Below are 23883 nucleotides of genomic sequence, written 5' to 3' on the forward strand. Positions count from 1 at the left end.
GCACGCGGGCGACCCTCACTGGCCGGCTGTTTCGGCGGCGTCGGAGCGCGGGGGCGCCTGCCAGGCGGCAGGCGTCTCCCTGGTGACCACGCGGTCGCCCGTGCCGGCGGCGACGGACTCGTCGTCGGCGTAGAGCCTGATCTGCATGCCGTCCGGATCCCGGAAACCCATCGCCCAGCCACGGCTGGCCTGGATGACGGGGCTGTGCCAGATGCCGAGCCCCTCCAGGTGGGCGATCCAGGCGTCGAGGTCCTGCCTGCTCGTCGCGAGGGCGAAGGGGTCGGCGTCGTACAGCGCCTTGGCCAGTTCCGGGTTCTCGCGCAGGGCCAGCTCGAACGGCTCACCCGGCAGCTTGAACGCCATGCCGCGCACCACGCCGTCGGCGTCCTCGAAGGAGAGCACGCGTTCGGCGCCGAAAACCCGCTCGTACCATTCACGGCTTCTGCCCAGGTCAGAGACCCAGACCTTGAGGTGCCGCACACCGTTCACTGTGGGAGCCATGCGGACATCATCCGTAGCCTGGGCACGATCCGGCAATGGCTCACCAGACCCGACGCCTTTACAATGTAGATTCATGACCTTGGTGACGGAGTTCACGGAGTTGTTCGGAGTGCGGCATCCGATCGCGCTGGCGCCGATGGGTGGATCGGCCGGCGGAGCGCTGGCCGCGGCCGTCTCCAACGGCGGCGGGCTGGGGCTGCTGGGATCGGGAAACGGAGACCCGGACTGGCTGTCCCGTGAGCTGCCGATCGTCGTGCAGAGCACCGACAAGCCGTGGGGTGTCGGCTTCCAGGCCTGGGCGATCGAGGTCGGCGCGGTCGAGCGGGTGCTGGAGCACGGCCCCCGAGCAGTGATGTTGTCCTTCGGCGATCCGCGTCCGTTCGCCGAGCGCGTGCGGGCCTCCGGCGCGGCGCTGATCCTCCAGGTCACCGATCTGGAGGAGGCCCGGCAGGCGGTGGACGTGGGCGCCGACGTCATCGTGGCGCAGGGCACCGAGAGCGGCGGGCACGGGGCCCGGCACGGACGGTCGACGCTGCCGTTCGTACCGGTCGTGGCGGACCTGGTGGCTCCGGTGCCCGTGCTGGCCGCCGGAGGGATCGCCGACGGTCGCGGCGTGGCCGCCGCCCTGGCTCTGGGCGCCGCCGGGGCGCTCATCGGCACCCGCTTCCAGGCCACCGCCGAGGCCCTGGTCGACCCTTCCATCGCCAAGGCGATCGTCGAGGGCCGCGGGCAGGACACCAGCCGCAGCCGCGTGCTGGACATCGTCCGCGGCTCCAAGTGGCCGTCGAAGTACACCGCACGCACTCTCGGCCACCCGTTCCTCGATCAGTGGCTGGGCCGGGAAGCGGACCTGGCCGGGGACTCCCAGGCCAGGCAGGAGTATCAGGATGCCGTGGCACGCGGGGATGTGCCCCCGTTGCCGGTGTGGGCCAGTGAGGCCGTCGATCTCATCACCGACCTGCCGCGCGCTGCCGATCTCGTCGCCGGCCTGGCCGCGCAAGCCGAGAACGCGCTGGCCAGGGCCGTCAGGGGCGCCGATCTCGGCTGACCTGCGGCGCCAGGTCAGGCCGCGGCCGACGGGATGAGGCGGCGGTTGCGTACGAGCCAGATGGCGCGCTCCAGGTCGGGCGTCATGTAGCGGTCGTCGGTCAGCGGCGTGATGTGCCGGCGGATCTCGGCGTGCAGGGACCGCGTGACGGCGCCGAGCGGCAGGCCCGCCATCTTCGGCGCGATGAGGTCGATGCCCTGGGCCGCCATCATGTACTGGACGGCCAGGACGACCTCGAGCCGGTCCAGGTTCTCCTGCAGGTGCCTGACCGAGGCCATCGCCATCGTGTTGTGGTCCTCCTGCCCGTCCTTGACCGGCCGGGACAGCGTACCCGCCGGCGTGGCCCTGGCCTGCATCTCCGGGATCAGCGCGGCGGCCACCGTCTGCACCTGCACCATGCCGGAGTTGAGGCCGACCGCCCCGCCCGCGAGGTTGGCGGGCAGGCCGTAGCTCCACTTGGGCGACAGCAGCCGACCGGACAGCTCCTGTGACAGCACCCCGACGTCGGCGATCTCGGCGTTCAGGGTGTCGGCCAGATGTCCCATGATGGAGGCGTCCCAGTTGCCGCCCATCACGAACTCGTACGCCTGCCCATCCGCGCGCAGGAAGACCAGCGGGTTGGAGGTCGAGGAGTTGGCCTCCCGCACCAGGGCGCGGCGCGCCTCGGCTAGCGCGTGCCGGAGCCCGGCCAGGATGTGCGGCGCCGCCCGCACCGACACCGCGTCCTGGATGCGGGGCTCGTAGTTCGCCGGGTCGAGGCGCTTGCGGCCCTCCTCCGTCATCCAGCCCGAGCCCGCGACCATCGTGCGCAGCCGCGTGGCCACCGCGTCCTGCTCGGGGATGTGGCGTTCCTTGTGGGTACGCGCGTCGAGCGAGCCCTGCTCGGCCCTGGTCGCCTCCATGAACAGGGCGAAGGCGCCCTCCGCCTGGTCGGCGAGCAGGGTGGCCCGGTACACGGCGTTCATCAGCATGGCGGCGACGACGGTGCTGCCGCTGATGATGGGCAGCGCCTCCCCCGCCTGGAAGGCGAAGTCCCTGGGCAGCCCGGCCTGCGGCAGGATCTCGGACGCGGGCCCCTCCCGGCCCAGGTACCGTACGGGCGCGTTCTCGCCGGCCGCCGCGAGTCCGGCGGCGGCCTGCGGCTGGAGGTCCCCGGTGCCCAGCGACCCGATCTGCGGCATGCGTGGTATGACTCCGGCGTTGACCATGGACAGCAGGCGCTGCGGCACCTCGGGCCGCACGCCGTACGTTCCCCTGGCCATCTGGTTCGCCTTGAGGATCAGGGCCAGCTTGGCCACGTTGTCGGGCAGCGGCTCGCCGACGCCCGCGGCGTGGGAGCGCAGGACGTTGCGCTGGAACTGCTCGGCCTGTTCGGGCGAGAGCGGGCGGTCCTTCAGCGGCCCGAGCGCCTGGTTCCAGCCGTACACGCGCTGGTTGGCCAGGGCGGCGAGCGCCCCCTGGCGCGTCTGGTTCATGGTGGCCGGCACGGTCGCCGCGAGCTGCGCGGTGACGGGGCGGCCCGACAGGACCGCGAAGGCGTCCCGCAAGGAGAAGGAGCTTCCGTCCAGCACCAGGCCCAGCGGACGCGGAGGCGCCACCGCCATGGGCGGGCGGTCGGGGGTGGCGACCGCCTGGCCCGGTACGAACATGGCGACGATCAGGGCCGCACCGGCGGCTATTCGTCCAACTTCGGTGGTCAACGTGTCCCCCGGCCTTCGCGACGCGGATCATCAACGCTCCCTTTTAGACATGGGGCGAGGCGGCGTAGAAGACGGCTCGGCAATGGCGGGACAAATGCTGACTCACCCTCGACCGGTCCGTGAAGGGCCGAGAGGCGTCAGTCCTCGTATGCCCTGATACCTTGCCACATAAGGTATCGGGTCGTACTTTGGTGATATGCCTGAGGACACCGAGGCGGCACCGGGCTCGGCCACCGTCGCCCGCCTCCGCCGGGAGCTCGCGCGGGGCACGACCGAGCTGGCCGTGCTGTCCGTCCTCGACGTCCGCCGCCGGTACGGCTACGAGCTGCTGAAACTGCTGCGTCAGGCGGGTGAAGGGGTCCTGGAGGTCAAGGAGGGCACGCTCTACCCGCTGCTGCACCGGCTGGAGGACGCCGGCCACATCCTCTCGACCTGGGAGGCGGAAGGGCGGGCCAGGCCGCGCAAGTACTACGTCATCACCCCGGACGGTCGCGCCTACCTCGCCATGCTGAGGACCGAGTGGAGCGGCCTGGTGGACGCCATGCGACAGCTACTCGACACCCTTGGCGAGGTGCAGGAATGAGCGACGAGCAGCAGATCATCGACGACTACGTGGAAAGGGCCGCACGACACCTGACCGGCCCGGCCCGGGAGAGGGCGAAGGAGGAGCTCGGCGAGCACCTGTCCGACGCGGCGGAGGCGGGCGAGCTGGCCGAGGCCCTGAGCCGGCTCGGCACCCCGGAGGAGGCGGCGGCCGCCTTCGCCGAGCTCAGCCCCGCGCCGCCCGCCCGCGTGGACGTGCGGTTCGTCGCCGTGCTGATCGACAACCTGCCGCTCGTCGGCGTCACGATCGCGCTGCTCGTCCAGGGGATCGCCCGGACGGCCGGGCAGGGAGCCGGGTTCAGCCTGGCGTTCCCGCCCTTCCTCTACGTCAAGGTCGGCGACGTCTGCGTGTCCCTGTCACCCCAGGGGTGCGGCATCGGCGCCTACGACGCCGCCGGGCTGATCTACACCCTGGGCGTTCCGCTCGCCCTGACCTGGTCGATCGTCGGGCTGGGGCTGCTGGAGGCGTGGACCGGCACGACGCCGGGCAAGCGCGCCATGAGATTACGGGTGGTGACCGAGTCCGGGCTGCGCATCCATCCGGTCGCCGGCGTCGCGCGCAGGCTCAGCCTGCTGCTGGGGCCGTTCGCGTGGCTGGACTGGGCTCCCGTCGTGTGGGGCGACCGGCGGCGGGTGCTCGATCGGCTGGTCGAGACCAAGGTCGTGGCCGCCGCCCCGGCCGGGGAGACGCGGTGAACTTCGACGTCGTCCTGCTGTCACGCCGGCTCGCCGCCGCACTCCTGCTGGGCTTCGTCCTGGCCGTCCCCGGGCGCGGGGCACGCACCGTCGGCTCCCACGTGCCCGGCTCAGGCTGGGCCACCACGCTGACCATGGTCGCCGCGGGGTCGGTGCTCTTCGTCGGCCTCTACTGGCTGCGCCGCAACCTGCCGCTGTGCGTCGGCGCGCACGCCGTCACCAACCTGCTCATCCTGGCCGACACCGCGAACGCCCAGGGCGCGGCTTCGAGCGCGGACGCCTTCTACGAGGCGCGCCGAGCCGGGTCCCGCGTGCTCAGGCCGGGGCGGCGGCCGTGACGGCCCGCAGCTTGCGCGGGTGCAGCAGCTCGGCCCGCGGCGCCGGGATGCCGCCGGCGGATCCCGCATCCCGGAGAGCGGTCGTGAGCCACCCGACGCTCACCGGCTGGCCGTCGCCCTGCTTGATCAGCGGATCGCCGGCGGCCCGGGTGGAGCTCAACACCCTCAGCCAGGGATGGACCCACGTGGGGACCGGGAAGGTGACGACATCCCCTCGGTCGTCGCGCATGGTGACGAGCACCAGCGGGTCGTTCGACCCGTGACCCACGGCGTGCAGGTCCTCGCTGGTCAGGCCCGCCAGCGTGGCCACGCCGGCGCCGGTGGCCTCGATCAGGGCGACGGCCACCGCTTCGGCCACGCGGCCGTCCGCGGCCAGCAGGCAGGCACCGTGACGCAGCGACCGCCGCTCCTCGCGAGTGATCGCGAGCGACTGGGGCTCGTGGGCAGGTTTGGCGACGCCGTCACCCTGCCGGATCGCGCCGATCGACCAGGCGAACCCGTAGAAAGAGGACAGGGCGCGGTGTTTCCTCGCCACGGTCGCGCCGGAGAGGGCCCGGCCGGGGTTGCGTACGCCGACGGTCAGCGCGCCGATCCGAGCCTGCTCGCAGTAGGCGTCCAGGTGTGCTCCGGTAGCGGCGAGCAGCCCGAGGCCCGGCTCCGCGGCCTGCAGCCAGCGCAGGAACGCGGCCAGGGTCTGCAGGCACGCCTGCCGCGTGGCCGCGCTGGGCCGGTCCTGCAGCCAGGCGGCCACGGTTCGCCGGGTGTGATGGTCGAGGGCGTCGAGGAGCTCGACGTCGGCGCGGGGCCGCAGTCCGGCGATCTGCCCGATGCCGGGCACGGGCTCCGCGCGAAGAGGCGGCGTCCCGGCCCCGCGACGGCGCGCGGCCCGGGTCCCTGCCGGATCCTCGCCGGCCGGCGCGTCTGCTCCTCCAGCGGTCGCGTACGACATGCTCACCACGCGCGCGCCGGTGAGAATATGGCGGTGCGGGGTCGTCCCCCACCGGTGGCGCACGGCAGAGCCGCATGGCCGCGCGTCGGGGACGCGGCCATGGCGATCGCTGCCGCGGCCGTCGCGAAGACATAACCGCCGCAGCCGGCAGTCAGACCAATCATCATCGTGTTGATCTTCTCATGGATGGGGACGGACTGGCGTCGCATGCATCGATCTCACCGACCGCTCGCCCCGAAGGCGATTTCACCGTCGGGTGAGCAGCTGCCGGCGGATCGGCTGACGCCTGCCGCTCATTTCCGTGACATATGCATCACGATGGGTAAACAACCCCGCGGGGATGCCTGCCGGTCGTGCGGTGGGCCACACGGGGAGAGCCGATGAAGGGGTACGACGTCGAGGGACCGGCGCTGGGACTCGGGGCCCTGGTGCGTGCGGACGGCACCGCCGACCCCTCGGAGCAGATCCGCATCTCCCTCAGCATGCTGAACCGGCACGGACTGGTCGCGGGCGCCACCGGAACGGGGAAGACCAAGACCCTCCAGCTCATGGCGGAGCAGCTCGCGGCCCAGGGAGTCCCGGTCTTCCTCGCCGACATCAAGGGCGACCTGTCGGGGCTCGCCTCGCCGGGCACGACGTCCGAGCGCGTCACCCGGCGGGCCGCCGAGGTGGGGCAGACGTGGCAGCCCATGGCCTGTCCGGCGGAGTTCTTCTCCCTGGGCGGTCTGGGGACCGGGATCCCGATCCGCGCCACCATGACCGCCTTCGGGCCGACCCTGCTCGCCAAGGTCCTCGGACTCAACGAGACGCAGGAGTCGTCGCTCGGCCTGATCTTCTATTTCGCCGACCGGCACGGCCTGCCCCTGCTCGACCTCAAGGACCTGATCGCGGTCATCCGGTATCTGAGCGACACCCCGGAGGCGCTGAGCGGGATCGGCGGGCTGTCGGCGGCGACCGCGGGCGTCATCCTGCGGGCGCTGACCAACTTCGAGGCGCAGGGGGCGGAGGCGTTCTTCGGCGAGCCGGAGTTCGACGTGCGCGACCTGCTCCGGGTGACCGCCGACGGCACAGGGATGGTCTCCGTTCTCGAGCTGCCCGCCGTGCAGGACCGGCCGCAGCTGTTCTCCACCTTCCTGATGTGGCTGCTCGCCGACCTCTTCCACGTGCTTCCCGAAGTGGGCGACGTCGACAAGCCGAAGCTGGTGTTCTTCTTCGACGAGGCGCATCTGCTGTTCGACGACGCGTCCAAGGCGTTCCTGCAGTCGATCACCCAGACCGTGCGGCTGATCCGCTCGAAGGGCGTCGGCGTCTTCTTCGTCACCCAGACGCCGAACGACGTGCCCTCCGACGTGCTCGCCCAGCTCGGCGCGCGCGTGCAGCACGCCCTGCGCGCCTTCACCCCTCAGGACGCCAAGGCGCTCAAGGCCACCGTCTCGACCTTCCCCACGTCCTCCTACGACCTGGAGCGGCTGCTCACCGAACTCGGCATCGGCGAGGCCGTCGTCACCGTTCTGTCGGAGACCGGCGCGCCGACCCCCGTGGCCTGGACGCGCCTGCGCGCTCCGCGGACGCTCATGGCGCCGTCGAGCCCGGAGGTGATCCAGGGCATCATCGCCGCCTCGCCGCTGCAGCAGAAGTACGGCACGGCGGTCGACCGCCAGTCCGCCTACGAGCTCCTCTCGGCGAAGCTGGCCGAACAGCAGCAAGCCGATGAGCCCGCCGCCGAGGTGCCACGCGAGCCGGAAAGGCCCAGGGAGCCGGAGCCGAGGCGGTCCGTGCTGGAGAGCGTGCTGGAGTCGAAGGAGTTCCGCTCGATGGCGCGGTCGGCGGCCTCCGCCCTCGGCCGGGAGATCACCAGATCCATCTTCGGCACCGCCCGCCGCGGGCGGCGCTGAAGCGGAGCAGGTCCGCGTCGCCGGGTGACTCACGGCGATCGGACTGGAACGGAAAGCGGCTTTACCCTCTTGACTGCGCGTGTAAGGTGCTCGAAGTGCCTGATCAGCATCCGCGACAAGGGTGATTCGCATGTCATACCCCTCCCACGACGGCTACGATCGCCGCCCGGCTCCGGCTCGGCCGAAGGTGAATCCCGCGCGAGTGTGGGGAGGCGGCGTGGCGGCCGCCGTGGTGGCCGCACTGATCGTGGTGGTCGGAGTCATGATCAGCAAGAGGCTGCTCGGCATCCGCGTCCTCACCCCTGACGGCGCGCCCGCCTACGGCAGCGCGGCGACCACGGGATACGCGATCTCGGCCGCGGCCCTGGCGCTCGTCGCCACGCTGCTGCTCTACATCCTCATGCTGTCGACCCCGGAGCCGAACAGGTTCTTCGGCTGGATCGCGGGGCTCGGCGCCGTCATCATCACGCTCCTGCCGTTCATGAACTCCGCGGACCTCATCGCGCAGATCGCCACGGCCGTCATCAACCTGATCATCGGCATCGCGATCGTCTCGCTGCTGGCGTCGATCGGGCGTACGGCCATCGAAGAGGTGCCGGATGCGGGCCCGTACCCGTACGAGCAGCCCCGGGGGTACGAACAGCAGCGGGGATACGAGCAGCAGCGGTATGAGCAGCCCCGGTACGAGCGGCCGCGCGATTATGAGCAGCGCGGATACGAGCAGCGCGGATACGAGCGCCGGGACCACAACCCGTACGACTGACCGCGGGCGGGTCAGGTGAGGGCGGGGTAGTCGGTGTAGCCGCGGTGGTCGCCGCCGAAGAAGGCCGCGGGGTCGGGGCTGTTGTACGGGCCGCCCCAGGCGTCGGTGCGGCGGTTGCTGTCGGGGGCGAGGAACTGCTGGATCAGGTAGCCGTTGGCGCCGTGCAGCTCCTGCGCCGCGTCGGCCTCCACCCCAGCTCCACCGACAAACGCGCCACCATCATCGAGCCCACCCCCGCCGGCCAGGCCCTGCGCCGCGAGGTCGAAAGCATCTGGGCCGAGCTCGAAAGCAGCCTCGACGGCGGCCTGACTCCCGACCAGCAGGCCGACGCGCTCCAGTGCTCGAACAGATCGAGGCCGGCCTCGCTCGCGCCGCCACGCAGAGCACCTGAGCGGCCTCGCTCATGCTCCGCCGGACCGGGGCAGCAGCCGGATGATCGGCAGCTCCCGGTCGGTCTTCACCTGATACTGGGCGAAGCGGGGCGCCGCGGCGACGATCTGCTGCCAGGCCTGCTCGCGTTCCGCACCGTGGAGCTGCTCGGCGACCACCGCCACCGTGCGGCCGTCGACCTCGATCCGCACCTGGTCGGGGTGGGCGGCGAGGTTGTAGTACCACGCCGGGTTCCCCGCCGCCCCGGCCGCCGAGGCCACGATCAGCCGGCTGCCGTCCTTTCCGGGGAACCAGCCGACCGGCGTCGTACGCTCCAGCCCGCTCTTGCGGCCGACGGTCGTCAGGATCAGGGCGTTGAAGCCCATGAACGTCCCGCCGCCCTTGCGCCGCAGCCGCCTGGCCATCAGCGAGTTCAGCCACCGGAACGCCCGGCCGGCCGGTTGGCGTGCCCCTCGGGTTCCCGCGGGGGTGTCCGCGAGCGCTTCGGCGACACGATGGCCGAGATCATCGCGAGCTGCCGGGCGTCCGGCTGCGCCGATCCCTGCTGAACTCCGCGGAGGTCAGCAGGCGTTCGTCCGAAAAGACGAGCGGAAGGAGGAGCGGTAGGACTGCGGCGTGACGCCGACGACGCGCTTGAACCGCTCCCGGAACGCGGTGGCCGAGCCGAACCCGGCCTGCGCGGCGACGCGTTCCACGCCGTGGTCGGTGTTCTCCAGCAGGAACTGCGCACGTCGTACGCGGGCGCGCAGCAGCCACTGCAGCGGCGTGGTTCCGGTCTGCTCGCGGAAGCGGCGGCTGAAGGTCCGCTCGCTCATCCCGCTGCGCTGGGCCATCTCCGCCAGGGTCACCTCCTGGGCGAGGTTGTCCTCGATCCACGACAGCACCGGCTCCAGCAGCGACCCCTGGGGCACCGGCGGCCGGGCGTGGACGATGAACTGCGCCTGCCCGCCCTCCCGTTCCAGGGGCATCACCGACAGCCGGGCGCAGTCCGCGGCGACCGCCGAGCCGAAGTCCCGCCGGATGACGTGCAGGCACAGGTCCAGGCCGGCGGCGGCCCCGGCCGAGGTCAGGATCTGGCCGTTGTCTACGTACAGGACGTCCGGCCGCACCTCCACCCGCGGGAACTGTTCGGCCAGCCGGCGCGCCGCCGCCCAGTGGGTGGTCGCGCTCAGCCCGTCCAGCAGCCCGGCCGCGGCGAGGGTGAACGCCCCCGCGCAGATGGAAGCGATCCGGGTGCCCGCGGCGGCCGCCGCGCGCAGGGCGTCGAGCGCCTCCGGCGCGGGCGGGCCGGCCTGCTCGGAGCAGCCCGGCACGACGATCGTGTCCGCCTCCCGCAGCGCCTCCAGTCCGTGCGGGGCGATGAGCGTGAAGGCGCCGCCGGCCACCTGCGGCGTCGCGGCGCAGACCAGGATCCGGTACGGGCTCCGCCCGTCCGCCAGCCGGGCCCGCCCGAACACCTCGATCGGCGTCGCCAGGTCGGCCGCCACCACGTGATCCAGAGCCAGGACCGCCACCGTGTGCATGGGAACACGGTAGGGGCTCGCGGTGCCGCCGGCCGCGGGAGCCCGGGTCAGTCCAGCCCGCCGCGTTTGACCAGCTGGGCGGCGATGACGTTGCGCTGGATCTCGTTGGTGCCCTCGCCGACGATCATCAGCGGCGCGTCGCGGAAGTAGCGTTCCACGTCGAACTCGGTGGAGTAGCCGTAACCGCCGTGGATGCGTACGGCGTTGAGCGCGGCTTTCATGGCGGCCTCGGAGGCGAACAGCTTGGCCATGCCGGCCTCCATGTCGCAGCGCGCGCCGCTCTCGTAGCGTTCGGCGGCGTGCAGGATGAGCTGGCGGGCGGCGGTGAGCTCGGTGGCCATGTCGGCGAGGTGGTTGCCGACGGCCTGGTGCTTCCAGATGGGCTTGCCGAAGCTCTCCCGCTCCTGCGCGTAGCGCAGGGCGTCGTCGAATGCCGCGCGGCCCACCCCCAGCGCGCGGGCGGCGACCTGGATGCGGCCGACCTCCAGGCCCTTCATCATCTGCGCGAAGCCGCGCCCTTCGGCCGCGCCGAGCAGGGCGGTGCGCGGTGCCCGGTGGTCCTGGAAGACGAGCTCGCAGCTCTCGACGCCCTTGTAGCCGAGCTTGGGCAGGTCGCGCGAGACCGTCAGGCCCGGCCCGTGTTCGACGAGCAGGATGGAGACGCCCTTGTGGCGGGGCCGCGCGGAGGGGTCGGTCTTGCACATCAGGGCGATCAGCTGGGAGCGGCGGGCGTTGGTGATCCACGTCTTGGCGCCGTTGACCACGTATCCGTCGCCGTCCCGGCGGGCGGTGGTGGTCATGGCCTGCAGGTCCGAGCCGCCTCCCGGTTCGGTCAGGGCCATGGTCGCGCGGATCTCGCCGATCGCCATCCTGGGCAGGTAGTGGTCCTTCTGCTCCTGCGTGCCGAAGGCGAGGATGAGCTTGGACACCACGGTGTGCCCGCCCATGGCGCCGGCCAGGCTCATCCAGCCGCGGGCGAGCTCGGCGGTGACCAGGGCGTAGCACGGCATGGACACCGGAGCCTCTCCCCAGGGCGCGGGGATGGCCAGGCCGAAGACGCCCAGCCGCTTCATCTGCTCGATGAGCTTGTCCGGGTAGGCGTCGGCGTGTTCCAGGTCGCGGGCGACGGGCCGGACCTCGCGCTCGACGAAGTCGCGGACCGTGTCGACGACGGCTTGTTCCTCGGTGGTGAGCATGGCCGGCCTCCTCTGCTGATGTGGTGGAGCATAGAAGGCCGGCAAGCCCGACCCGTACGCCCGCCACCTGGCTCGGGAGGCCTGCCGCCCGAACCTGCCACGGTGATCGGTCATCTAACGAACCATGACTGCAGACCCGCTGCGCCCGGGGGATCCGTCGAGGCTGGGCCGCTACCGGCTGGCGAGCCGGCTCGGCTCGGGCGGCCAGGGCGTCGTCTACGAGGGCTACGACGAGGCGGCCAACCGCGTGGCGGTCAAGGTCCTGCACGCGTACCTGTCCGGCGACTCTCCCCTGCGCCGACGCTTCACCCGGGAGGTGACCGCCGCGCGGCAGGTGGCCTCGTTCTGCACGGCGCGCATCCTGGATCACGACCTCGAGGGCGAGCGCCCTCACATCGTCAGCGAGTTCGTCCCCGGCCCGAACCTGCGCGCGGCGGTGGCGGACGGGGCGCCGTTCTCGGGCGACCCGCTGCACCGGCTGGCCGTGGGCGTGGCCACCGCGCTGGCCGCCATCCACCAGGCGGGCGTGGTGCACCGCGACCTGAAGCCGGAGAACGTCCTGATGGGGCCCGACGGGCCGCGGGTGATCGACTTCGGCATCGCCCGGGCCGCGGGCCTGTCGATGACCTCGACGGGCGAGCTGGCCGGGACCCCGATGTACATGGCGCCGGAGTTGTTCTCCGGGGGCCGTGCCGAGCCGGCGGCCGACGTGTTCGCCTGGGGCTCGGTGGTGCTGTTCGCCGCGACGGGACGCGACGCGTTCACCGCGCCGACGACGATCGCGGTCATCAACCGGCTGCTCAATCACGACCCTGACGTCGATGTCCTGCCGGAGGGGCTGCGCGAGCTGGTCCGCGCCGCGCTGTCGAAGGACCCGGCCGCGCGTCCCTCCGCGCAGCACCTGCTGCTGACGCTGCTCGGCGCCGGCGAGCACGCGACGCTGGCCGAGGGCGCCCAGGCCGCCGCGGGGGTGCGGCCTCCCGGCGGGCCGGCCGCCGACCCGGCGCTCGGCGCGGTGGCCGAGCGCTTCTACGCCGGGCTGCCGGTGTCCGAGCGCGAGGTCGCGCGCGATCTGCTGCTGCGGCTGGTGGACGTCCGCGACGGCGACGAGGTGCCGCGTACCGCCACCATGGACGAGCTGATCGAGGTACGGCACGAGGCCGCCGAACGCGTGCTCGCCGCGCTCGAACGGGCCACGCTGGTCCGCCGCCAGGGAGACGACGTGGTCATCGGCAGCGCCGCCCTGCTGTACGCCTGGCCCCGGCTGCACGAGTGGGTGACCGGCGACCGCGACGCGCTCGGCCGCCATCGCGAGCTGGGCGAGGCCGCCCGCCGCTGGGCCCGTAACGGCCGCCGCCCCGAGGACCTCCTCCGCGGCACCGCCCTGCGCCACGCGCTGGACTGGACCGCCGTCACGCACCTGACCCTGAACACCACCGAACGCGAGTTCGTCGAGGCGAGCAGGACCGGGTCGGCGCGGCAGAGCAGAGTGCGGCGCCTGGTCACCACCGGCGTGGCGGTCCTGCTCGTCGCCTCGCTCACCGCCGGCACCCTCGCCTGACAGCAGTCGCTCAGGAGCGACGAGGCCGGCAGGCGCCTGGCCGAGGAGCGGTCGCAGGCCGCGGCGCGGCGGGTGGCGCTGCAGGCGGACGCGCTGCGCGGGACCGACCCGGTGAAGGCGATGCTGCTCAGCGTGGCGGCGTACCGCATCGCGCAGGTGCCCGAGGCGCGCTCGGCGGTGCTGAGCTCGCTCGCCCAGCAGGAGCAGTCGGTCTTCACGGATCCCGCGCCGGCCAACGAAGGGCGGGCGCTGAGCCCCGACGGGCGGACGCTGGTCAGCGCGGGCGCCGGCCGGGTGACCGCCTACGACGTGGCGACAGGTCGGCCGGTCAGGACCTTCGGCGGGATCGGCGAGGCGCCCGTCACCGCCGCGGTGGCTCCGGACGGCGACACGCTGGCGCTCGCGGGGGGCGGCCGGCTGGCGCTGTGGAGCCTGCGGACCGGCCGGCGGCTGGGCGAGGGCCGCTGGGCGCCCGAGGATCCGACGAGCTACGGAGGCCCCCCGGAGAGCGTGGAGTTCAGCCCCGGCGGGGGCTACATCGTCGTCCGTGCCAACCTGGGCGGGCCGTACGTCGGGCTGTGGAACGTGGCGCGCCGGGCGCTGGAGAAGCCGGACGGCTTCGTGAGCAGCGCACGCGTCGGTCCCGGCGATCGCTTCGCCGCCCTCGAGATCACCGAGGACAGCACCGTGACGGCGCTGCGGGCGTTGCCAGGAGGGGGAACGCCGGCGGGCAAGCGGCTCCCCGGCCGCGGCCTGCCGGGGCGGGTCACGGCCATCAGCCCCGACGGCGCGCTGGCCGCGGTGGCCGGGCGGAAGGGCACGACGCTGTGGAGCCTGGCCACCGGCACGCGGGACCGGCGCAGCTTCCCCGGCCACCTCACGGAAGCCGTCTTCAGCGACGACGGCCGCTTCCTGATCACCTTCGACAACTGGGCGGGGGGTCGCATCACCCTGTGGCGGCTGAGCGACGCGGCCCCGCTCCTGCGGCTCACCGTCGCCTCCAAGATCATCGGATCCCCTCGGTTCGGCCCCGGGAACCGTACGCTGAGCATCCTGGACGACGCCGGACAGGCGACCGTCTACGACATCAGCCGGCAGACCGGCCCCCGGCGCGTCGTTCCCGCCGACGCCCTGCACACGCGCTTCACCGCCTCGGGGAGCCTCCTGCTCGCCCGGACGGGCGACACCGTGCGCGGCTGGTCGGTGCCCGGCTTCACCGAGACCGGGCGGCTCGACGTCCCCAGGGAGGGCGAACCGATCATGCGGGTCAGCCCCGACGGGCGTACGGTCGTCACGATCTCCTCGGAGGATCTCACCACGGGACCCACGTTCTGGGACGCGGCATCCGGGCGGAAGCTGGGCCACCTGACCCTGGAGTCGGCGGCGGACAGCCGGGCGGACATGCAGATCAGCCCCGACGGCCGACTGCTCGCCCTCAGTTCGGCCATCGCCAACGACAATTACGGCGCGGGCGACGTCGTCGTCATCGACATCGCCCGGCGCGAGCAGGTCATGCGGTTCAGCCCGGTCGCGGGCGGACCGCTGTCCTTCAGCTCCGACGGCAGGTTCCTGGTCACGGCTGACCCCGGGGGCGCCGACGTCATGGACCTGGTCTCGCGCAAGGTGCTTCCCCGCGGGGAAGGCCCCGGGACGCTGGCGGAGGGGTGGATGGTGCTCGCGCCGAAGGGCCCGCTCGGCGTCTCGCCGTACGGGAGCAGGGCGGTGGTCCTGTGGGACACCCGCACCTGGCGTACGACGGGTCAGGTGTTCAGGGTGCTGGGAGACGTCGTGGGGGCCAGGTTCTCCCCCGACGGGCGGATCCTGGCGGTGGCCCACGACACCAGGGTGACGCTGTTCGACACGGTCGAGGGCCGCCGGCTCGGCGCCGCCTGGACCGTGACCACCGGGTCCTTCGATCCCTACGCCCCGGGCGACCCCATGCCGGCGCTCGCCTTCACGGCCGACGGCTCGGCCCTGCGCGTGGTGGGGCTCGACGGCGCGTTCCAGGAGCTGCCGGTGGACCCCGCGCCGGCCGTACGGGCCGTGTGCGAGCGGGCGGGGCGCCGCCTCACTGAGGCGGAGTGGCGCGAGCACGTGGGAGCCGACGTGGGTTACCGGGAGGTCTGTCCCGCTTAGGTGAGGGTTGCTCCACGGCGGGCTGGAGTGCTGGCTTTCAGCGCTTCCAGCGGCGCAGTCGGGTACGTCTTCGAAGCTGCGCGAGCCGATCCCCGCCTGATAGCGTGGAGATCGCGAGGCCATGGGAGGGCTTCCTTCTCACTTTTGGAAAAGTCATCTAGCCTTCCCGCTTTCCTCGCGTTCAGGCTGTGAGACGTTCTGCGGGCTCCCTGCGCGTCACCCGAGCAAGGGCCCGGAGATCGGTGATGGCCGCTCAGGCGCTTTCCTCCACATTTCGCTGATGCCACTCCGCCAGCTCCACCAGCAGCCCATCGGCGACCCCGCCGAACATCGCCGCGAGCGCATGTTCGCTGTCCACCACGACGACGGTGTCGAGCAGGTCCGCGCGCAGCCGCGCCGCTCTCGGGTCCCCGGCGCCGTCAGGGTCGAAGGCGGTGGCGGCCAGGAACAAGCCGCCCACACCCGCCAAGGTGGCGACCTGCCGGGCTTGAGTGCCGAGAACCGCGGAAGCGTTCGCGGGCGCGGCAGGCAATACCGGCTGGCCGTCGCGAAGCAAAAGCGTGAGCGGTCGGACGGGAACCGTCTCCCCCACCTCGCCCTCCGGCACATGAGTACTGCCATCCCGACGGCGTGTCACATCGGACGGATGCCCCCACGGCCGGCCACTGTCCTGGTCCTGCACGCTCGCGCGCGTGAACAGACCACCCTCGGCATCCACGACAAGGTCCCCAGGCTGCCATCGCTCGCCGTCGAGCGGTACGTGCGTGTCCTTCATGGTGGGCACGGTACGCCCCGACTACGACAAATGACCCGACAAAACGTCCGCCACAGAGAGCCGAGGCCGGCGACGGTTCCCCCGGTTGGAGACGGCCGCCCAAGGGTGTACCAGCGACATCCCGCTCGATGTTCGCGCGGCAATTGAGGTTCCCTTACGGAACTCCATGTGTTACGGTCATAGAGTCTCTTAAAGGAACCCCGGAAGCGCGCTTGCGATCACCGACAACCCCGCAGGGAGAAGAAGATGCTCAACCCCGACGTACGCCGCATCCTCGACGGCACTTCGCTGGCCCACCTCGCCACCGTCCTGCCGGACGGCTCGCCCCACACCGTCCCGCTCTGGGTCGGCACCCACGGCGACCACATCGTCTTCCTCACCGGCCCGCACTCACGCAAGGCCCGCAACCTGCGCCGCGATCCGCGGGTGGCGCTCTCCATGACGTCCGCCGACAACCCGTTCGAGCCCGCCATCGTCCGCGGCCGGGTCATCGAATGGCTCGAAGGCGACACGGCCTGGGAAATCATCGACCAGATCTCGACGAAGTACACCGGCAATCCCTATACCCGAGACGAGGAACGCGTCGTCGCCGTCATCGAACCCGAGCGGCAGACCGTCGGCCTCGGCTGAGCCGCAGTGTCCCTTGCCGGTCCGGCGCGGCGAGCCGACCGGAGCGGCGCAGGCGGTCATCGGGCAGTCGTGGGCGTGCACGTGCGAGCGCGGCGTTCCTCAGGCACGAGCGCCGGTGCGCAGGACGACGAACAGGCCACGCGCGCGGGTGCCGTCCGGCATCTGCCAGGAGCCGGTGACGTGGCCGGTCGCTCCCGGCGGGAGCACAGGCGCGTCCGGGGAGGGACGGAGGACCCGGTGCAAACGCAGGGCCGCACCATCCGGTGCAGGCAGCTCGGTGCCCTCGTGGTCGTCGACGGCGGTGGCGGAGAAGCCGGTGGGGGCGGGGCCGTCACCGATGTAGGAGCGGGCGACCTCCCGGTCGGGGGTGTCGCTGGTGTTCTGGTCCTGCGCCTGGACTTGGCCCTCGATCAGGGCCGGCAGCAGGGCGACCAGCACCGGGTCGTGGCAGCCGTCGTAGGCCCAGCGCCGTCCCAGCACCCCGTGCTCCATGGTGCCGACCAGGGCGTGCTCCGCCCCTTCGAGCGGGGCACCGCGATAGGTGAGCGGCACCAGATAGCTGATCGGCTGAGTGCCCGAGGTGTCCGTGACCACCATGAACTCGATCCCGACCTCACCCTGGGGGTCGTCCAGCCGGAAGCCGCCGGCCTTGGCCAGCTCCGGTTCGCCCGCACCGCGCTGATACCACGGCCGGGAGGGTAGCCAGGCGGTGAGCAGTTCCAGCTTGGTCGGTTTGAGGTCAGTGTGGTGGATTACGGCCATGCCGGGGTTCTCTTCCGTTGAGGGGCGACGACCTTCACATCTTCCCACCGGCCACCGTGCCGACGGCGTCCGGTCCCCCAGTGGGAGAACGGCGAACCACGCCGATCGCAGAGGCGGCACCAGCGCCGGTCCGTGTTGCGGCGGGCCGCGTACGCTCGGCACCACCCTGGTCGAGGACCCTGGCCTCGCGGGTGGAGGCGCTGGGACAGCGGTCGGTGACCGCGCGGCTCGGCGCCTTGGGGCTCGCGGACTACGTGGGCACGATCCGATCCCGGCCGTTCGGTGGCGGCCCGGCGTGCCTGCGTCGGAGCCTCCTTCGATCTGCACCTGTGGGGCAGGCCGACCCGCCTGTTCGAGGACCCCGGCACTCGTTTCCCCGAGTCCCCTGACCCCGTGGCCCTCCGGCTCGGGAGCTCGCCCTCCCCTGCGGCATGCGGGCCGCACCCGCATGAGCGCCCCGGTCCGCCTGGGTGAATGGCCGGTGAACCGGTCTCGGCATCGACGCAGGAGGTGAGGGTCGCGCTCGGTCCGGACGTAGGGTTGCGCCATGATCGAATCAATGGGGTTTGATGCCGCTGTCGAGGCGGGCATCGCCGCGTTCTGCGCGGGCGAGGAGCCGCCGCGTGATGAGGAGGTCTGGGAACGGCTGACCGGGGCCGGCGTCGAGCCGTGGCTGGCCGAGCGGCTGCTGATCTTCCTGCCGATGGCGTACACGCGGCGGTTGCTGCCGGAGGTCTCCTTCCCGGACGGGCTGCTGACGCCCGGCGGGCGGGTGACCCTCTCGGCAGAACCGGTGTTCGTGGCAGCGTTGGGCCGCGCGCAGCGGGCCGGCCGCGACGAGGTCGGGCGGATCGCGATGCGCAGCAACGAGTTCAACCTGATCAACAACGCGCTGTACTCCGGTTCGCAGCTGTCGGACCTGATGCTCAGCGAGGCCACGCTGGTCAAGGACCTGGAACCGGTCGAGCAGGGCGACGGCGGCGTGCCCTCGCCGCGAGCCGCGTTCGAGGACTTCCTTCGCGGGCACGGCGTACCGCTCGACGGCGCGACGAAGATCAGCGCGGAGGTGTTCGTCCGCCCCGCCCCGGCCGGCGTGGTGATGGCCCAGGTCGACTTCGCCGTGTCGCACCCGGCGCTGGCCAGGCCGTGGCTGGTGGAGAGCTTCGCCGGGTACGGCACCACCTGGCGGGAGGCGATCGGCGGCGCGGTGAGCAAGTTCAGGCTCGGCGCGCTGCACCCGATCGTCGACGGCCTCCTGCGCCCCGGCGCCGCCCCCGGCCAGGTCGAGCGGGAGCGTTACGAGCACCCGAGTGGCCCATTCGAGCTGGTGCTGGGCGCCCAGCTCAATCTCCTCACCGACCGGCCGGTGCCATCTGTCGGGCCCCTGCTCGACCGGCTGCTGGAGGTGCTGCGCGCCGAACCGCTCACGCGGAAGGTGCACGGACTGCGCCTGCTCACCGCCCACCACGACGGCCGGTTGCGGACCAACGAGGTGCTGCTGGACAGCGAGCAGTGGCCTGCCGGCGAGGCGGTGGTCGCGGACAGCCGGGCGCCGCTGCCCGACGGAAGGGTCGCGGTGCGCATCTTCGGCCTGCTCGTGCCTGCCGGGAACGCGTAGCGTCCCGGTGACGGAACTCCTGGCCTCCGCCCCGGTCCTGGCCGCGCGCAGGCCGCGCTTCCGCGGTGTCCGCGATCCCGCTCGGCGGCCCGCGGCCGGGGAGGGCGACCTGGACGAGGCCGTGCCCCCCGTCCGCCGGCACGCATGGTCGGGTGGAGCAGGCGGATGACGGTCAGAAGTCCGGCGCCGTGTCGGTCCACTCGGCGACCTCGTACGTCTCGTACCCGGCCACCTCCCCTGGCTTGTGGAACCGATCAGGCTGATCACCGACCGTCAGCCGGCGAGGCTTGCCGTCGTCGCCGGGGGGAAGCTCCCGCGAGCCGCGCGGAGGCGTCGCCACGAGGTCGCGCACGGCCAGCAGCGTCCCCTTGCCGGGATCGATGATCCACTGGCGCCGGTACGTGCCGAGCTGCCGGGGAGCGGTGGAGAGACCGAGGGGGATCGTGGCCTCCAAGGGCAGGGAGATCACGACGCCGCTGCGGCCCAGCGGATCGGTCGCCTCGCCCTCGGCCTTGACGCCGGGCAGCGTGGCGAGCATCCGGAACGCGGCCGCCCGGACCTCAGGAGGCACGATCGCCTCAGCCAGCAGAGTGCCGGCCACATCGCTCAGCGCCCGGACGCGCTTGTCACCCTGCAGCGCCCGTATCGGCTGCCTCGTGGCCTTCGGCGCATAGGCCTCCCAATTGCCCTCGATGTCCAGCAGGGCGTCCTTCAACTGCTCGGGCTGGGCCGGCAGCTCGGCCAGCTGCCGGGGTGTCATGCCGAAGAAGCGCCGATCGTCGACGCTGCGGCACGTCTGCTTCCTCTTCACGGCTTCCGTGAACAGATAGCCCGGCCCGTCCTCGGTCGCGACCCGCACCCTCTTGGGGGCACCCGCCGCCACCCACTTCCGCCTGTCGCGCTCCGTCCACGGGCGGGCGGGCAGGTCCTGGTGGGCGAAGCACGCCTTGCCGTTGCGGTCGGTCCAGTCGTCGTACTGCATCCTCGACTCGAACTTGTAGTGTCCGGCCGCGCTCTCACCGACCGCGTAGATCTTTCCGGCGATGCGCGTGGTGTGCCAGTACGTGCCGGTCGGCCCCTTCCGCACGTTGGCGGCGGCCACCAGCAGGGCGTTGCCCGGCATCCGAGGGCTTACGCCCCCGGGGGTGACCTGCTCCCCGTCCGAGGTCAGTGAGACGGCGACCAGGGTCCCCGCAACCAGGGCGGCCGTCGCCACGATGCTCACCAGCGGCACCCTGAGGGTGCGACGGGCGCGTGGCCGGGCGGCGGACCGGCGCCAGTCGGTACGCAGGGCGAGCCGCTCCGGGCTCTCCTCACGCGCCAGTGTCGTCCGCATCTGCCGCAGCGCGTCGAGTTCATCCATCGTTCTTCTCCCCGGGAAGGGCTTTGCGGAGCTTCATCCGAGCCCGGTGAATCTTGGCCTTGACGGTGCCGAGGGGCAGCTCCAGGATCGCCGCGATCTCGGCGTACGACAGTTCGCCCCACGCCAGCAGCAGCACGGCGTTGCGGTCCTGGGAGCTGAGCGAGGCCAGGGCCTTGGCCAGCCGAGGGGCGTGCGCCGCGGCGGCGACCCGATCGCTGACCAGCTCGGCGACGCCGTCCTCCGCGGGGTCCACGCCCGTTCGGGCGAAGGCCCGGTACATCCGGGTCTCCTGACGATGGTGCTTGGCGATCAGATTGCTGGCGATCCCCCAGAGCCACGCCGAGAACTCCGCCTGCCCGTCGAAGCGCCCCCGCTGGCGGAACGCGGTGGCGAACGCCTCCGCCACCACGTCATCGGCCAGGGTGAGCCCCAGGCGACGCTTGATATAGGCGTGCAGTCGTGGTGAGTGGCGGCGGAACAGCTCGCCGAACGTCTCGGGGTCTTCCAAAGAGGCGGCGACGATCTGCGAATCGTCGAGCTTCTCCGTGGGCCGACTCACCGCTCTCGCCGTAGCCATGGTGCGGTGCGTCCCTTCATGAGCAATTCCTCCGTGTCCAAGGTGCTTGACTATGACCTCTATCCCGAAGGTCGCTCGCCGGTTGCATCCTGATTTGCCGGGGCGCCCGCACGCCGTAGGGCTTCAGCCCCTCGCCGCCCAGCGCTCCCTCGGCCTACCGGGCGCATTCCTCGCATCAGGGGCACATGTCATCATTTCGTCATGCCCATCGACCAGCACCTGCTGATTCTCTTCACCATGACCACGATCGTCGCCATGATCACTCCAGGGCCGGACATGCTGTTCGTCCTGGGTTGCGGGATGCGCGGCGGTCCGCGCGCCGGGTTGCTGGCCACGGTGGGGGTGGCCACCAGCGAGGCCATCCATGTCGCCGTGGCGGCCGCCGGACTGGCCGCCCTCTTCCAGGCGGTGCCGGTGGCCTTCGCGGTGGTGCGGATCGTCGGAGCCGCCTATTTGATCTATCTCGGCGTGCAGATGATCCGCAACCGCAAGGGAATCGAGAGCGAGATCCCCATGGACGGCCAGGGTGCGATGTCCGGGCGCCGGGCGTTCACCAGCGGCCTGCTGACCAACCTGCTCAACCCGAAGATGGTCACCTTCACCATCGCCTTCCTCCCCCAGTTCATCAACCCGCAACTGGGCCACGTCTGGCTGCAGTTCGCGATCCTCGGCGCGATCCTGATCGTGCTGGAGTTCCTGGTGGACGGCACCGTCGGCGTGCTCGCGGGGCGGATCGGCGGATGGTTGCGCCGCAGGCGCGCCGCTCGCCGCCGGGTCGACGTCGCGACCGGAGGTATCTTCATCGGGCTCGGGGTGCGGCTGGCAGTCGAGCGATAACCCCGTAACGGTGCCCGCCGGACGGGGACCTCCCTCCGGCGCGGTCATGGGGGCGCCGTCCGGCGCGGCGGCGCTCGTGGTCCTGCCCGTGCCGCTGGGCAGCGGCACGCACCGGCCGCTCAGCCTCCGCGCGGGCGGCACCACGCTGACGCCGGCCGAGCCCGCCGTCGCGGCGGTGCCGGGCGTCGCGGCGGTGCCGGGGGGCGCGGCGGTGCCGGGGGTCGTGGCGGTGCCGGGGGTCGCGGCGGTGCCGGGGGTCGTGGCGGTGCCGGGGGTCGTGGCCGTGGGCGAGCAGTTGCCGGCGCCGTCCTGGTGCGGGACGGCCGTAGTCGCCGGGGGTCTGGCATTCCTCGCCTTCGCCGCTGGTGTCCGGCTATTGAGGTGGCCGGACACTGGGGCCTAAGTGCGACAAATCAGCCTTGACATCTACCCGTCGCGCCCTCACTCTGTTGCGTATAGCGCTAGACGTTTCTCTTTACGAAACCGGGGTGACAGGATGATCCCAGCGTGCCCACTGGCGTCACTCCCTCGAGGCGAGGCCCTTCGCGTCGAGGCCGACCCGCCGATTGCGGTGTTCCACACCGAGGACGGCGAGATCTTCGCCATCGATGACACCTGTACCCACCAGGACGCCTCGCTCGCCGACGGCTGGCTGGAGGGGTGCGAGATCGAGTGCCCGCTGCACGCCTCGCGTTTCGACCTGCGCACCGGCCAGGTGGACGCGCCGCCGGCCAAGCTCCCCGTGCGCACGCACGAGGTGGTGGTCGACGACGGCGTCATCTATGTCAAGCAGTCCGAGGCGCCACCCAACCTGCCGCCGGGCGTCACCGTCAAGGGGCAGGCGTGAACACGATCTGCGTCGTCGGCGCCTCGCTGGCCGGGCTGCTGACCGCCAGGGCGCTGCGCGCCCAGGGCTACCGGGGCAGGCTGGTGCTGGTGGGGGACGAGCGCCACCGCCCCTATGACCGCCCGCCGCTGTCGAAGGACTTCCTGCGCGGCGACCTGAGCGAGGCCGACCTGGCCCTGGAGGGCGAGGGCGAGGACCTGGACGCGCAGTGGCGGCTCGGCGTGGCCGCCGTGGCCCTGGACCCCGGCGAGCGCCGCGTCGAGCTGAGCGACGGCACCTCGGTGCGGGCCGACGGCATCGTCATCGCCACCGGCGCCACCGCCCGCAGGCTTCCCGGCGCCGGCCACCTGGCCGGCGTGCACACCCTCCGCACCCTGGACGACGCCCGCTCCCTGCGCGCCGACCTGGAGGCGGGCCGGCGGCTGGTGGTGATCGGCGGCGGCTTCGTCGGCGCCGAGGTCGCCGCCACCGCCCGCGACCTCGGCCTGGACGTGACGCTGGTCGAGTCCGGCCCCGCGCCGCTGGCCCGCGTCGTCGGCGTGCCGATGGCCGAGGCGCTGGCCGCGCTGCACGAGCGGCGCGGGGTGCGGCTGCTGTCCGGCACGGTCGTGTCCGCCCTCACCGGCGAGGACCGGGTGGACGGGGTACGGCTGGCGGACGGCACCCACCTGCCCGCGGACGTCGTGGTCGTCGGGATCGGCGCCGTGCCGGCGATCGACTGGCTCCGGGGCAGCGGCCTCGACCTGGGCGACGGCGTACTGTGTGACGAGGCGGGCGGCACCTCCGTCCCCGGCATCGTGGCCGTGGGCGACTGCGCCGCCTGGTTCGACCCCGTCCAGGGCAGGCACCACCGGGTCGAGCACTGGACGGGAGCCCGGCAGCGGGCCTCGGTCGCGGCGGCCACGCTGCTGTCCGGCGGCACCGCCCGCACCGAGGCGCGGCGACCCACCTACATCTGGTCCGACCAGTTCGATGTGAAGATCCAGTTCATCGGGCACGCCGCGGACGCGGACACGGTCAGCGTGGAGGAGGGCGACCCGGCCGGGCACAGCTTCCTCGCGGTCTACCGGCAGGGCGACCGCCCGGTCGCGGTCCTCGGGGTCAACCAGGTACGGCTGTTCACCCGATGGCGGCGGCAGCTCGAAACGGCGCCGGTTCAGGTCGGCTGAGACAGG

Annotated in this window: 24 protein-coding genes and 1 pseudogene; 14 read left to right on the plus strand and 11 right to left on the minus strand. The window is 72.2% G+C overall.

Features of this window, described 5'->3' with window-relative positions:
• Window positions 1-15: 15 nt before the first annotated feature.
• Window positions 16-501 carry a VOC family protein gene (locus ACFKCF_RS24915; protein WP_394497132.1) on the minus strand — a complete coding sequence of 162 codons (486 nt, stop codon included), beginning with the start codon at window positions 499-501 and terminating at the stop codon, window positions 16-18.
• Window positions 502-574: 73 nt separating this feature from the next.
• Between ACFKCF_RS24915 and ACFKCF_RS24920 the strand changes: the two genes are divergently transcribed.
• Entirely contained in the window at window positions 575-1549 is a 975-nt protein-coding gene (locus ACFKCF_RS24920) for an NAD(P)H-dependent flavin oxidoreductase (protein WP_394497134.1), read from the plus strand.
• A gap of 14 nt (window positions 1550-1563) precedes the next feature.
• Here ACFKCF_RS24920 and hutH read toward each other — a convergent pair whose 3' ends face one another.
• Window positions 1564-3249: a histidine ammonia-lyase gene (gene hutH / locus ACFKCF_RS24925; RefSeq protein WP_394497136.1), complete on the minus strand. Its 1686-nt coding sequence runs from the start codon at window positions 3247-3249 to the stop codon at window positions 1564-1566.
• A gap of 196 nt (window positions 3250-3445) precedes the next feature.
• On the opposite strand from hutH, the gene ACFKCF_RS24930 reads away from it, so the two are divergent.
• The 3 genes from ACFKCF_RS24930 to ACFKCF_RS24940 are packed head-to-tail and all read left to right on the plus strand — an operon-like array spanning window position 3446 to window position 4886.
• Window positions 3446-3832: a PadR family transcriptional regulator gene (locus ACFKCF_RS24930; protein ID WP_394497138.1), complete on the plus strand. Its 387-nt coding sequence runs from the start codon at window positions 3446-3448 to the stop codon at window positions 3830-3832.
• Window positions 3829-4548, plus strand: coding sequence for an RDD family protein (locus tag ACFKCF_RS24935; RefSeq protein ID WP_394497140.1), 720 nt, complete (start codon window positions 3829-3831; stop codon window positions 4546-4548). The genes ACFKCF_RS24930 and ACFKCF_RS24935 overlap by 4 nt, the downstream gene beginning before the upstream one ends.
• A complete protein-coding gene (locus ACFKCF_RS24940) occupies window positions 4545-4886 on the plus strand; it encodes a hypothetical protein (RefSeq protein ID WP_394497142.1) in 342 nt (113 codons plus the stop codon). The genes ACFKCF_RS24935 and ACFKCF_RS24940 overlap by 4 nt, the downstream gene beginning before the upstream one ends.
• Here the strand turns inward: ACFKCF_RS24940 and ACFKCF_RS24945 are convergent.
• Entirely contained in the window at window positions 4864-5724 is an 861-nt protein-coding gene (locus ACFKCF_RS24945) for a hypothetical protein (protein WP_394497143.1), read from the minus strand. The genes ACFKCF_RS24940 and ACFKCF_RS24945 overlap by 23 nt on opposite strands.
• A gap of 491 nt (window positions 5725-6215) precedes the next feature.
• Between ACFKCF_RS24945 and ACFKCF_RS24950 the strand changes: the two genes are divergently transcribed.
• The gene (locus ACFKCF_RS24950; protein ID WP_394497144.1) at window positions 6216-7730 is read left to right on the plus strand and encodes a helicase HerA-like domain-containing protein; all 1515 of its coding nucleotides are present in this window, start codon (window positions 6216-6218) and stop codon (window positions 7728-7730) included.
• A gap of 130 nt (window positions 7731-7860) precedes the next feature.
• A complete protein-coding gene (locus ACFKCF_RS24955; protein WP_394497146.1) occupies window positions 7861-8493 on the plus strand; it encodes a DUF6069 family protein in 633 nt (210 codons plus the stop codon).
• Window positions 8494-8504: 11 nt separating this feature from the next.
• Here ACFKCF_RS24955 and ACFKCF_RS24960 read toward each other — a convergent pair.
• The 4 genes and pseudogenes from ACFKCF_RS24960 to ACFKCF_RS24975 all read right to left on the minus strand — a co-directional run.
• A pseudogene (locus tag ACFKCF_RS24960) lies at window positions 8505-8663 on the minus strand (hypothetical protein); the annotation flags it as partial.
• A 231-nt stretch (window positions 8664-8894) separates the two neighbouring features.
• Window positions 8895-9287 carry a nitroreductase/quinone reductase family protein gene (locus ACFKCF_RS24965; RefSeq protein WP_394497148.1) on the minus strand — a complete coding sequence of 131 codons (393 nt, stop codon included), beginning with the start codon at window positions 9285-9287 and terminating at the stop codon, window positions 8895-8897.
• 156 nt (window positions 9288-9443) lie between these two features.
• Window positions 9444-10406, minus strand: coding sequence for a GlxA family transcriptional regulator (locus ACFKCF_RS24970; RefSeq protein ID WP_394497150.1), 963 nt, complete (start codon window positions 10404-10406; stop codon window positions 9444-9446).
• Window positions 10407-10453: 47 nt separating this feature from the next.
• On the minus strand, window positions 10454-11602 hold the full coding sequence (locus ACFKCF_RS24975; protein WP_394497152.1) for an acyl-CoA dehydrogenase family protein: 1149 nt from the start codon (window positions 11600-11602) through the stop codon (window positions 10454-10456).
• 124 nt (window positions 11603-11726) lie between these two features.
• Between ACFKCF_RS24975 and ACFKCF_RS24980 the strand changes: the two genes are divergently transcribed.
• On the plus strand, window positions 11727-13163 hold the full coding sequence (locus ACFKCF_RS24980) for a serine/threonine-protein kinase (RefSeq protein ID WP_394497154.1): 1437 nt from the start codon (window positions 11727-11729) through the stop codon (window positions 13161-13163).
• A 72-nt stretch (window positions 13164-13235) separates the two neighbouring features.
• Entirely contained in the window at window positions 13236-15299 is a 2064-nt protein-coding gene (locus ACFKCF_RS24985; protein ID WP_394497156.1) for a WD40 repeat domain-containing protein, read from the plus strand.
• A gap of 253 nt (window positions 15300-15552) precedes the next feature.
• Here ACFKCF_RS24985 and ACFKCF_RS24990 read toward each other — a convergent pair whose 3' ends face one another.
• Entirely contained in the window at window positions 15553-16074 is a 522-nt protein-coding gene (locus ACFKCF_RS24990) for a hypothetical protein (RefSeq protein ID WP_394497158.1), read from the minus strand.
• A gap of 246 nt (window positions 16075-16320) precedes the next feature.
• Here ACFKCF_RS24990 and ACFKCF_RS24995 point away from each other — a divergent pair, with 246 nt between their 5' ends.
• The gene (locus ACFKCF_RS24995; RefSeq protein ID WP_394497160.1) at window positions 16321-16704 is read left to right on the plus strand and encodes a PPOX class F420-dependent oxidoreductase; all 384 of its coding nucleotides are present in this window, start codon (window positions 16321-16323) and stop codon (window positions 16702-16704) included.
• A gap of 99 nt (window positions 16705-16803) precedes the next feature.
• Here ACFKCF_RS24995 and ACFKCF_RS25000 read toward each other — a convergent pair whose 3' ends face one another.
• Window positions 16804-17466, minus strand: coding sequence for a 1,4-alpha-glucan branching protein (locus tag ACFKCF_RS25000; RefSeq protein ID WP_394497162.1), 663 nt, complete (start codon window positions 17464-17466; stop codon window positions 16804-16806).
• A gap of 547 nt (window positions 17467-18013) precedes the next feature.
• On the opposite strand from ACFKCF_RS25000, the gene ACFKCF_RS25005 reads away from it, so the two are divergent.
• A complete protein-coding gene (locus ACFKCF_RS25005) occupies window positions 18014-19084 on the plus strand; it encodes a DUF6348 family protein (RefSeq protein ID WP_394497164.1) in 1071 nt (356 codons plus the stop codon).
• Between the two features lie 172 nt (window positions 19085-19256).
• Here ACFKCF_RS25005 and ACFKCF_RS25010 read toward each other — a convergent pair whose 3' ends face one another.
• Both ACFKCF_RS25010 and ACFKCF_RS25015 read right to left on the minus strand, forming a co-directional pair.
• Window positions 19257-20447, minus strand: coding sequence for a CU044_5270 family protein (locus ACFKCF_RS25010; protein WP_394497165.1), 1191 nt, complete (start codon window positions 20445-20447; stop codon window positions 19257-19259).
• Window positions 20440-21006 carry an RNA polymerase sigma factor gene (locus ACFKCF_RS25015; RefSeq protein ID WP_394497167.1) on the minus strand — a complete coding sequence of 189 codons (567 nt, stop codon included), beginning with the start codon at window positions 21004-21006 and terminating at the stop codon, window positions 20440-20442. The genes ACFKCF_RS25010 and ACFKCF_RS25015 overlap by 8 nt, the downstream gene beginning before the upstream one ends.
• Before the next feature lie 219 nt (window positions 21007-21225).
• Here ACFKCF_RS25015 and ACFKCF_RS25020 point away from each other — a divergent pair, with 219 nt between their 5' ends.
• From ACFKCF_RS25020 to ACFKCF_RS25035, 4 genes are all read left to right on the plus strand, one after another.
• Window positions 21226-21861: a LysE family translocator gene (locus tag ACFKCF_RS25020; RefSeq protein WP_394497168.1), complete on the plus strand. Its 636-nt coding sequence runs from the start codon at window positions 21226-21228 to the stop codon at window positions 21859-21861.
• Window positions 21862-21871: 10 nt separating this feature from the next.
• Window positions 21872-22264 (plus strand): hypothetical protein, encoded by a 393-nt coding sequence (locus ACFKCF_RS25025; protein WP_394497169.1) that lies wholly within the window; start codon window positions 21872-21874, stop codon window positions 22262-22264.
• 93 nt (window positions 22265-22357) lie between these two features.
• A complete protein-coding gene (locus tag ACFKCF_RS25030) occupies window positions 22358-22708 on the plus strand; it encodes a bifunctional 3-phenylpropionate/cinnamic acid dioxygenase ferredoxin subunit (RefSeq protein WP_364845760.1) in 351 nt (116 codons plus the stop codon).
• Window positions 22705-23877 carry an NAD(P)/FAD-dependent oxidoreductase gene (locus tag ACFKCF_RS25035; RefSeq protein WP_394497171.1) on the plus strand — a complete coding sequence of 391 codons (1173 nt, stop codon included), beginning with the start codon at window positions 22705-22707 and terminating at the stop codon, window positions 23875-23877. Before ACFKCF_RS25030 ends, ACFKCF_RS25035 begins: the two co-directional genes overlap by 4 nt.
• Window positions 23878-23883: the final 6 nt, after the last annotated feature.

It is taken from the genome of Nonomuraea sp. JJY05, from assembly GCF_043496855.1.
In the GTDB taxonomy this organism is placed as follows: domain Bacteria; phylum Actinomycetota; class Actinomycetes; order Streptosporangiales; family Streptosporangiaceae; genus Nonomuraea.

Excerpts from the sequence above, each read along its gene's own strand:
- ACFKCF_RS24935 (WP_394497140.1), top strand. The coding sequence starts at position 3,829 with ATGAGCGACGAGCAGCAGATCATCGACGACTACGTGGAAAGGGCCGCA.
- ACFKCF_RS24920 (WP_394497134.1), top strand. The coding sequence starts at position 575 with ATGACCTTGGTGACGGAGTTCACGGAGTTGTTCGGAGTGCGGCATCCG.
- ACFKCF_RS24955 (WP_394497146.1), top strand. The coding sequence starts at position 7,861 with ATGTCATACCCCTCCCACGACGGCTACGATCGCCGCCCGGCTCCGGCT.
- ACFKCF_RS24930 (WP_394497138.1), top strand. The coding sequence starts at position 3,446 with ATGCCTGAGGACACCGAGGCGGCACCGGGCTCGGCCACCGTCGCCCGC.
- ACFKCF_RS25000 (WP_394497162.1), bottom strand. The coding sequence starts at position 17,466 with ATGGCCGTAATCCACCACACTGACCTCAAACCGACCAAGCTGGAACTG.
- ACFKCF_RS24970 (WP_394497150.1), bottom strand. The coding sequence starts at position 10,406 with ATGCACACGGTGGCGGTCCTGGCTCTGGATCACGTGGTGGCGGCCGAC.
- ACFKCF_RS25010 (WP_394497165.1), bottom strand. The coding sequence starts at position 20,447 with ATGGATGAACTCGACGCGCTGCGGCAGATGCGGACGACACTGGCGCGT.
- ACFKCF_RS24990 (WP_394497158.1), bottom strand. The coding sequence starts at position 16,074 with ATGAAGGACACGCACGTACCGCTCGACGGCGAGCGATGGCAGCCTGGG.
- ACFKCF_RS24980 (WP_394497154.1), top strand. The coding sequence starts at position 11,727 with ATGACTGCAGACCCGCTGCGCCCGGGGGATCCGTCGAGGCTGGGCCGC.
- ACFKCF_RS24915 (WP_394497132.1), bottom strand. The coding sequence starts at position 501 with ATGGCTCCCACAGTGAACGGTGTGCGGCACCTCAAGGTCTGGGTCTCT.
- ACFKCF_RS24965 (WP_394497148.1), bottom strand. The coding sequence starts at position 9,287 with ATGGCCAGGCGGCTGCGGCGCAAGGGCGGCGGGACGTTCATGGGCTTC.
- ACFKCF_RS24975 (WP_394497152.1), bottom strand. The coding sequence starts at position 11,602 with ATGCTCACCACCGAGGAACAAGCCGTCGTCGACACGGTCCGCGACTTC.
- ACFKCF_RS24950 (WP_394497144.1), top strand. The coding sequence starts at position 6,216 with ATGAAGGGGTACGACGTCGAGGGACCGGCGCTGGGACTCGGGGCCCTG.
- ACFKCF_RS25005 (WP_394497164.1), top strand. The coding sequence starts at position 18,014 with ATGATCGAATCAATGGGGTTTGATGCCGCTGTCGAGGCGGGCATCGCC.
- ACFKCF_RS25030 (WP_364845760.1), top strand. The coding sequence starts at position 22,358 with ATGATCCCAGCGTGCCCACTGGCGTCACTCCCTCGAGGCGAGGCCCTT.
- ACFKCF_RS24995 (WP_394497160.1), top strand. The coding sequence starts at position 16,321 with ATGCTCAACCCCGACGTACGCCGCATCCTCGACGGCACTTCGCTGGCC.
- ACFKCF_RS25020 (WP_394497168.1), top strand. The coding sequence starts at position 21,226 with ATGCCCATCGACCAGCACCTGCTGATTCTCTTCACCATGACCACGATC.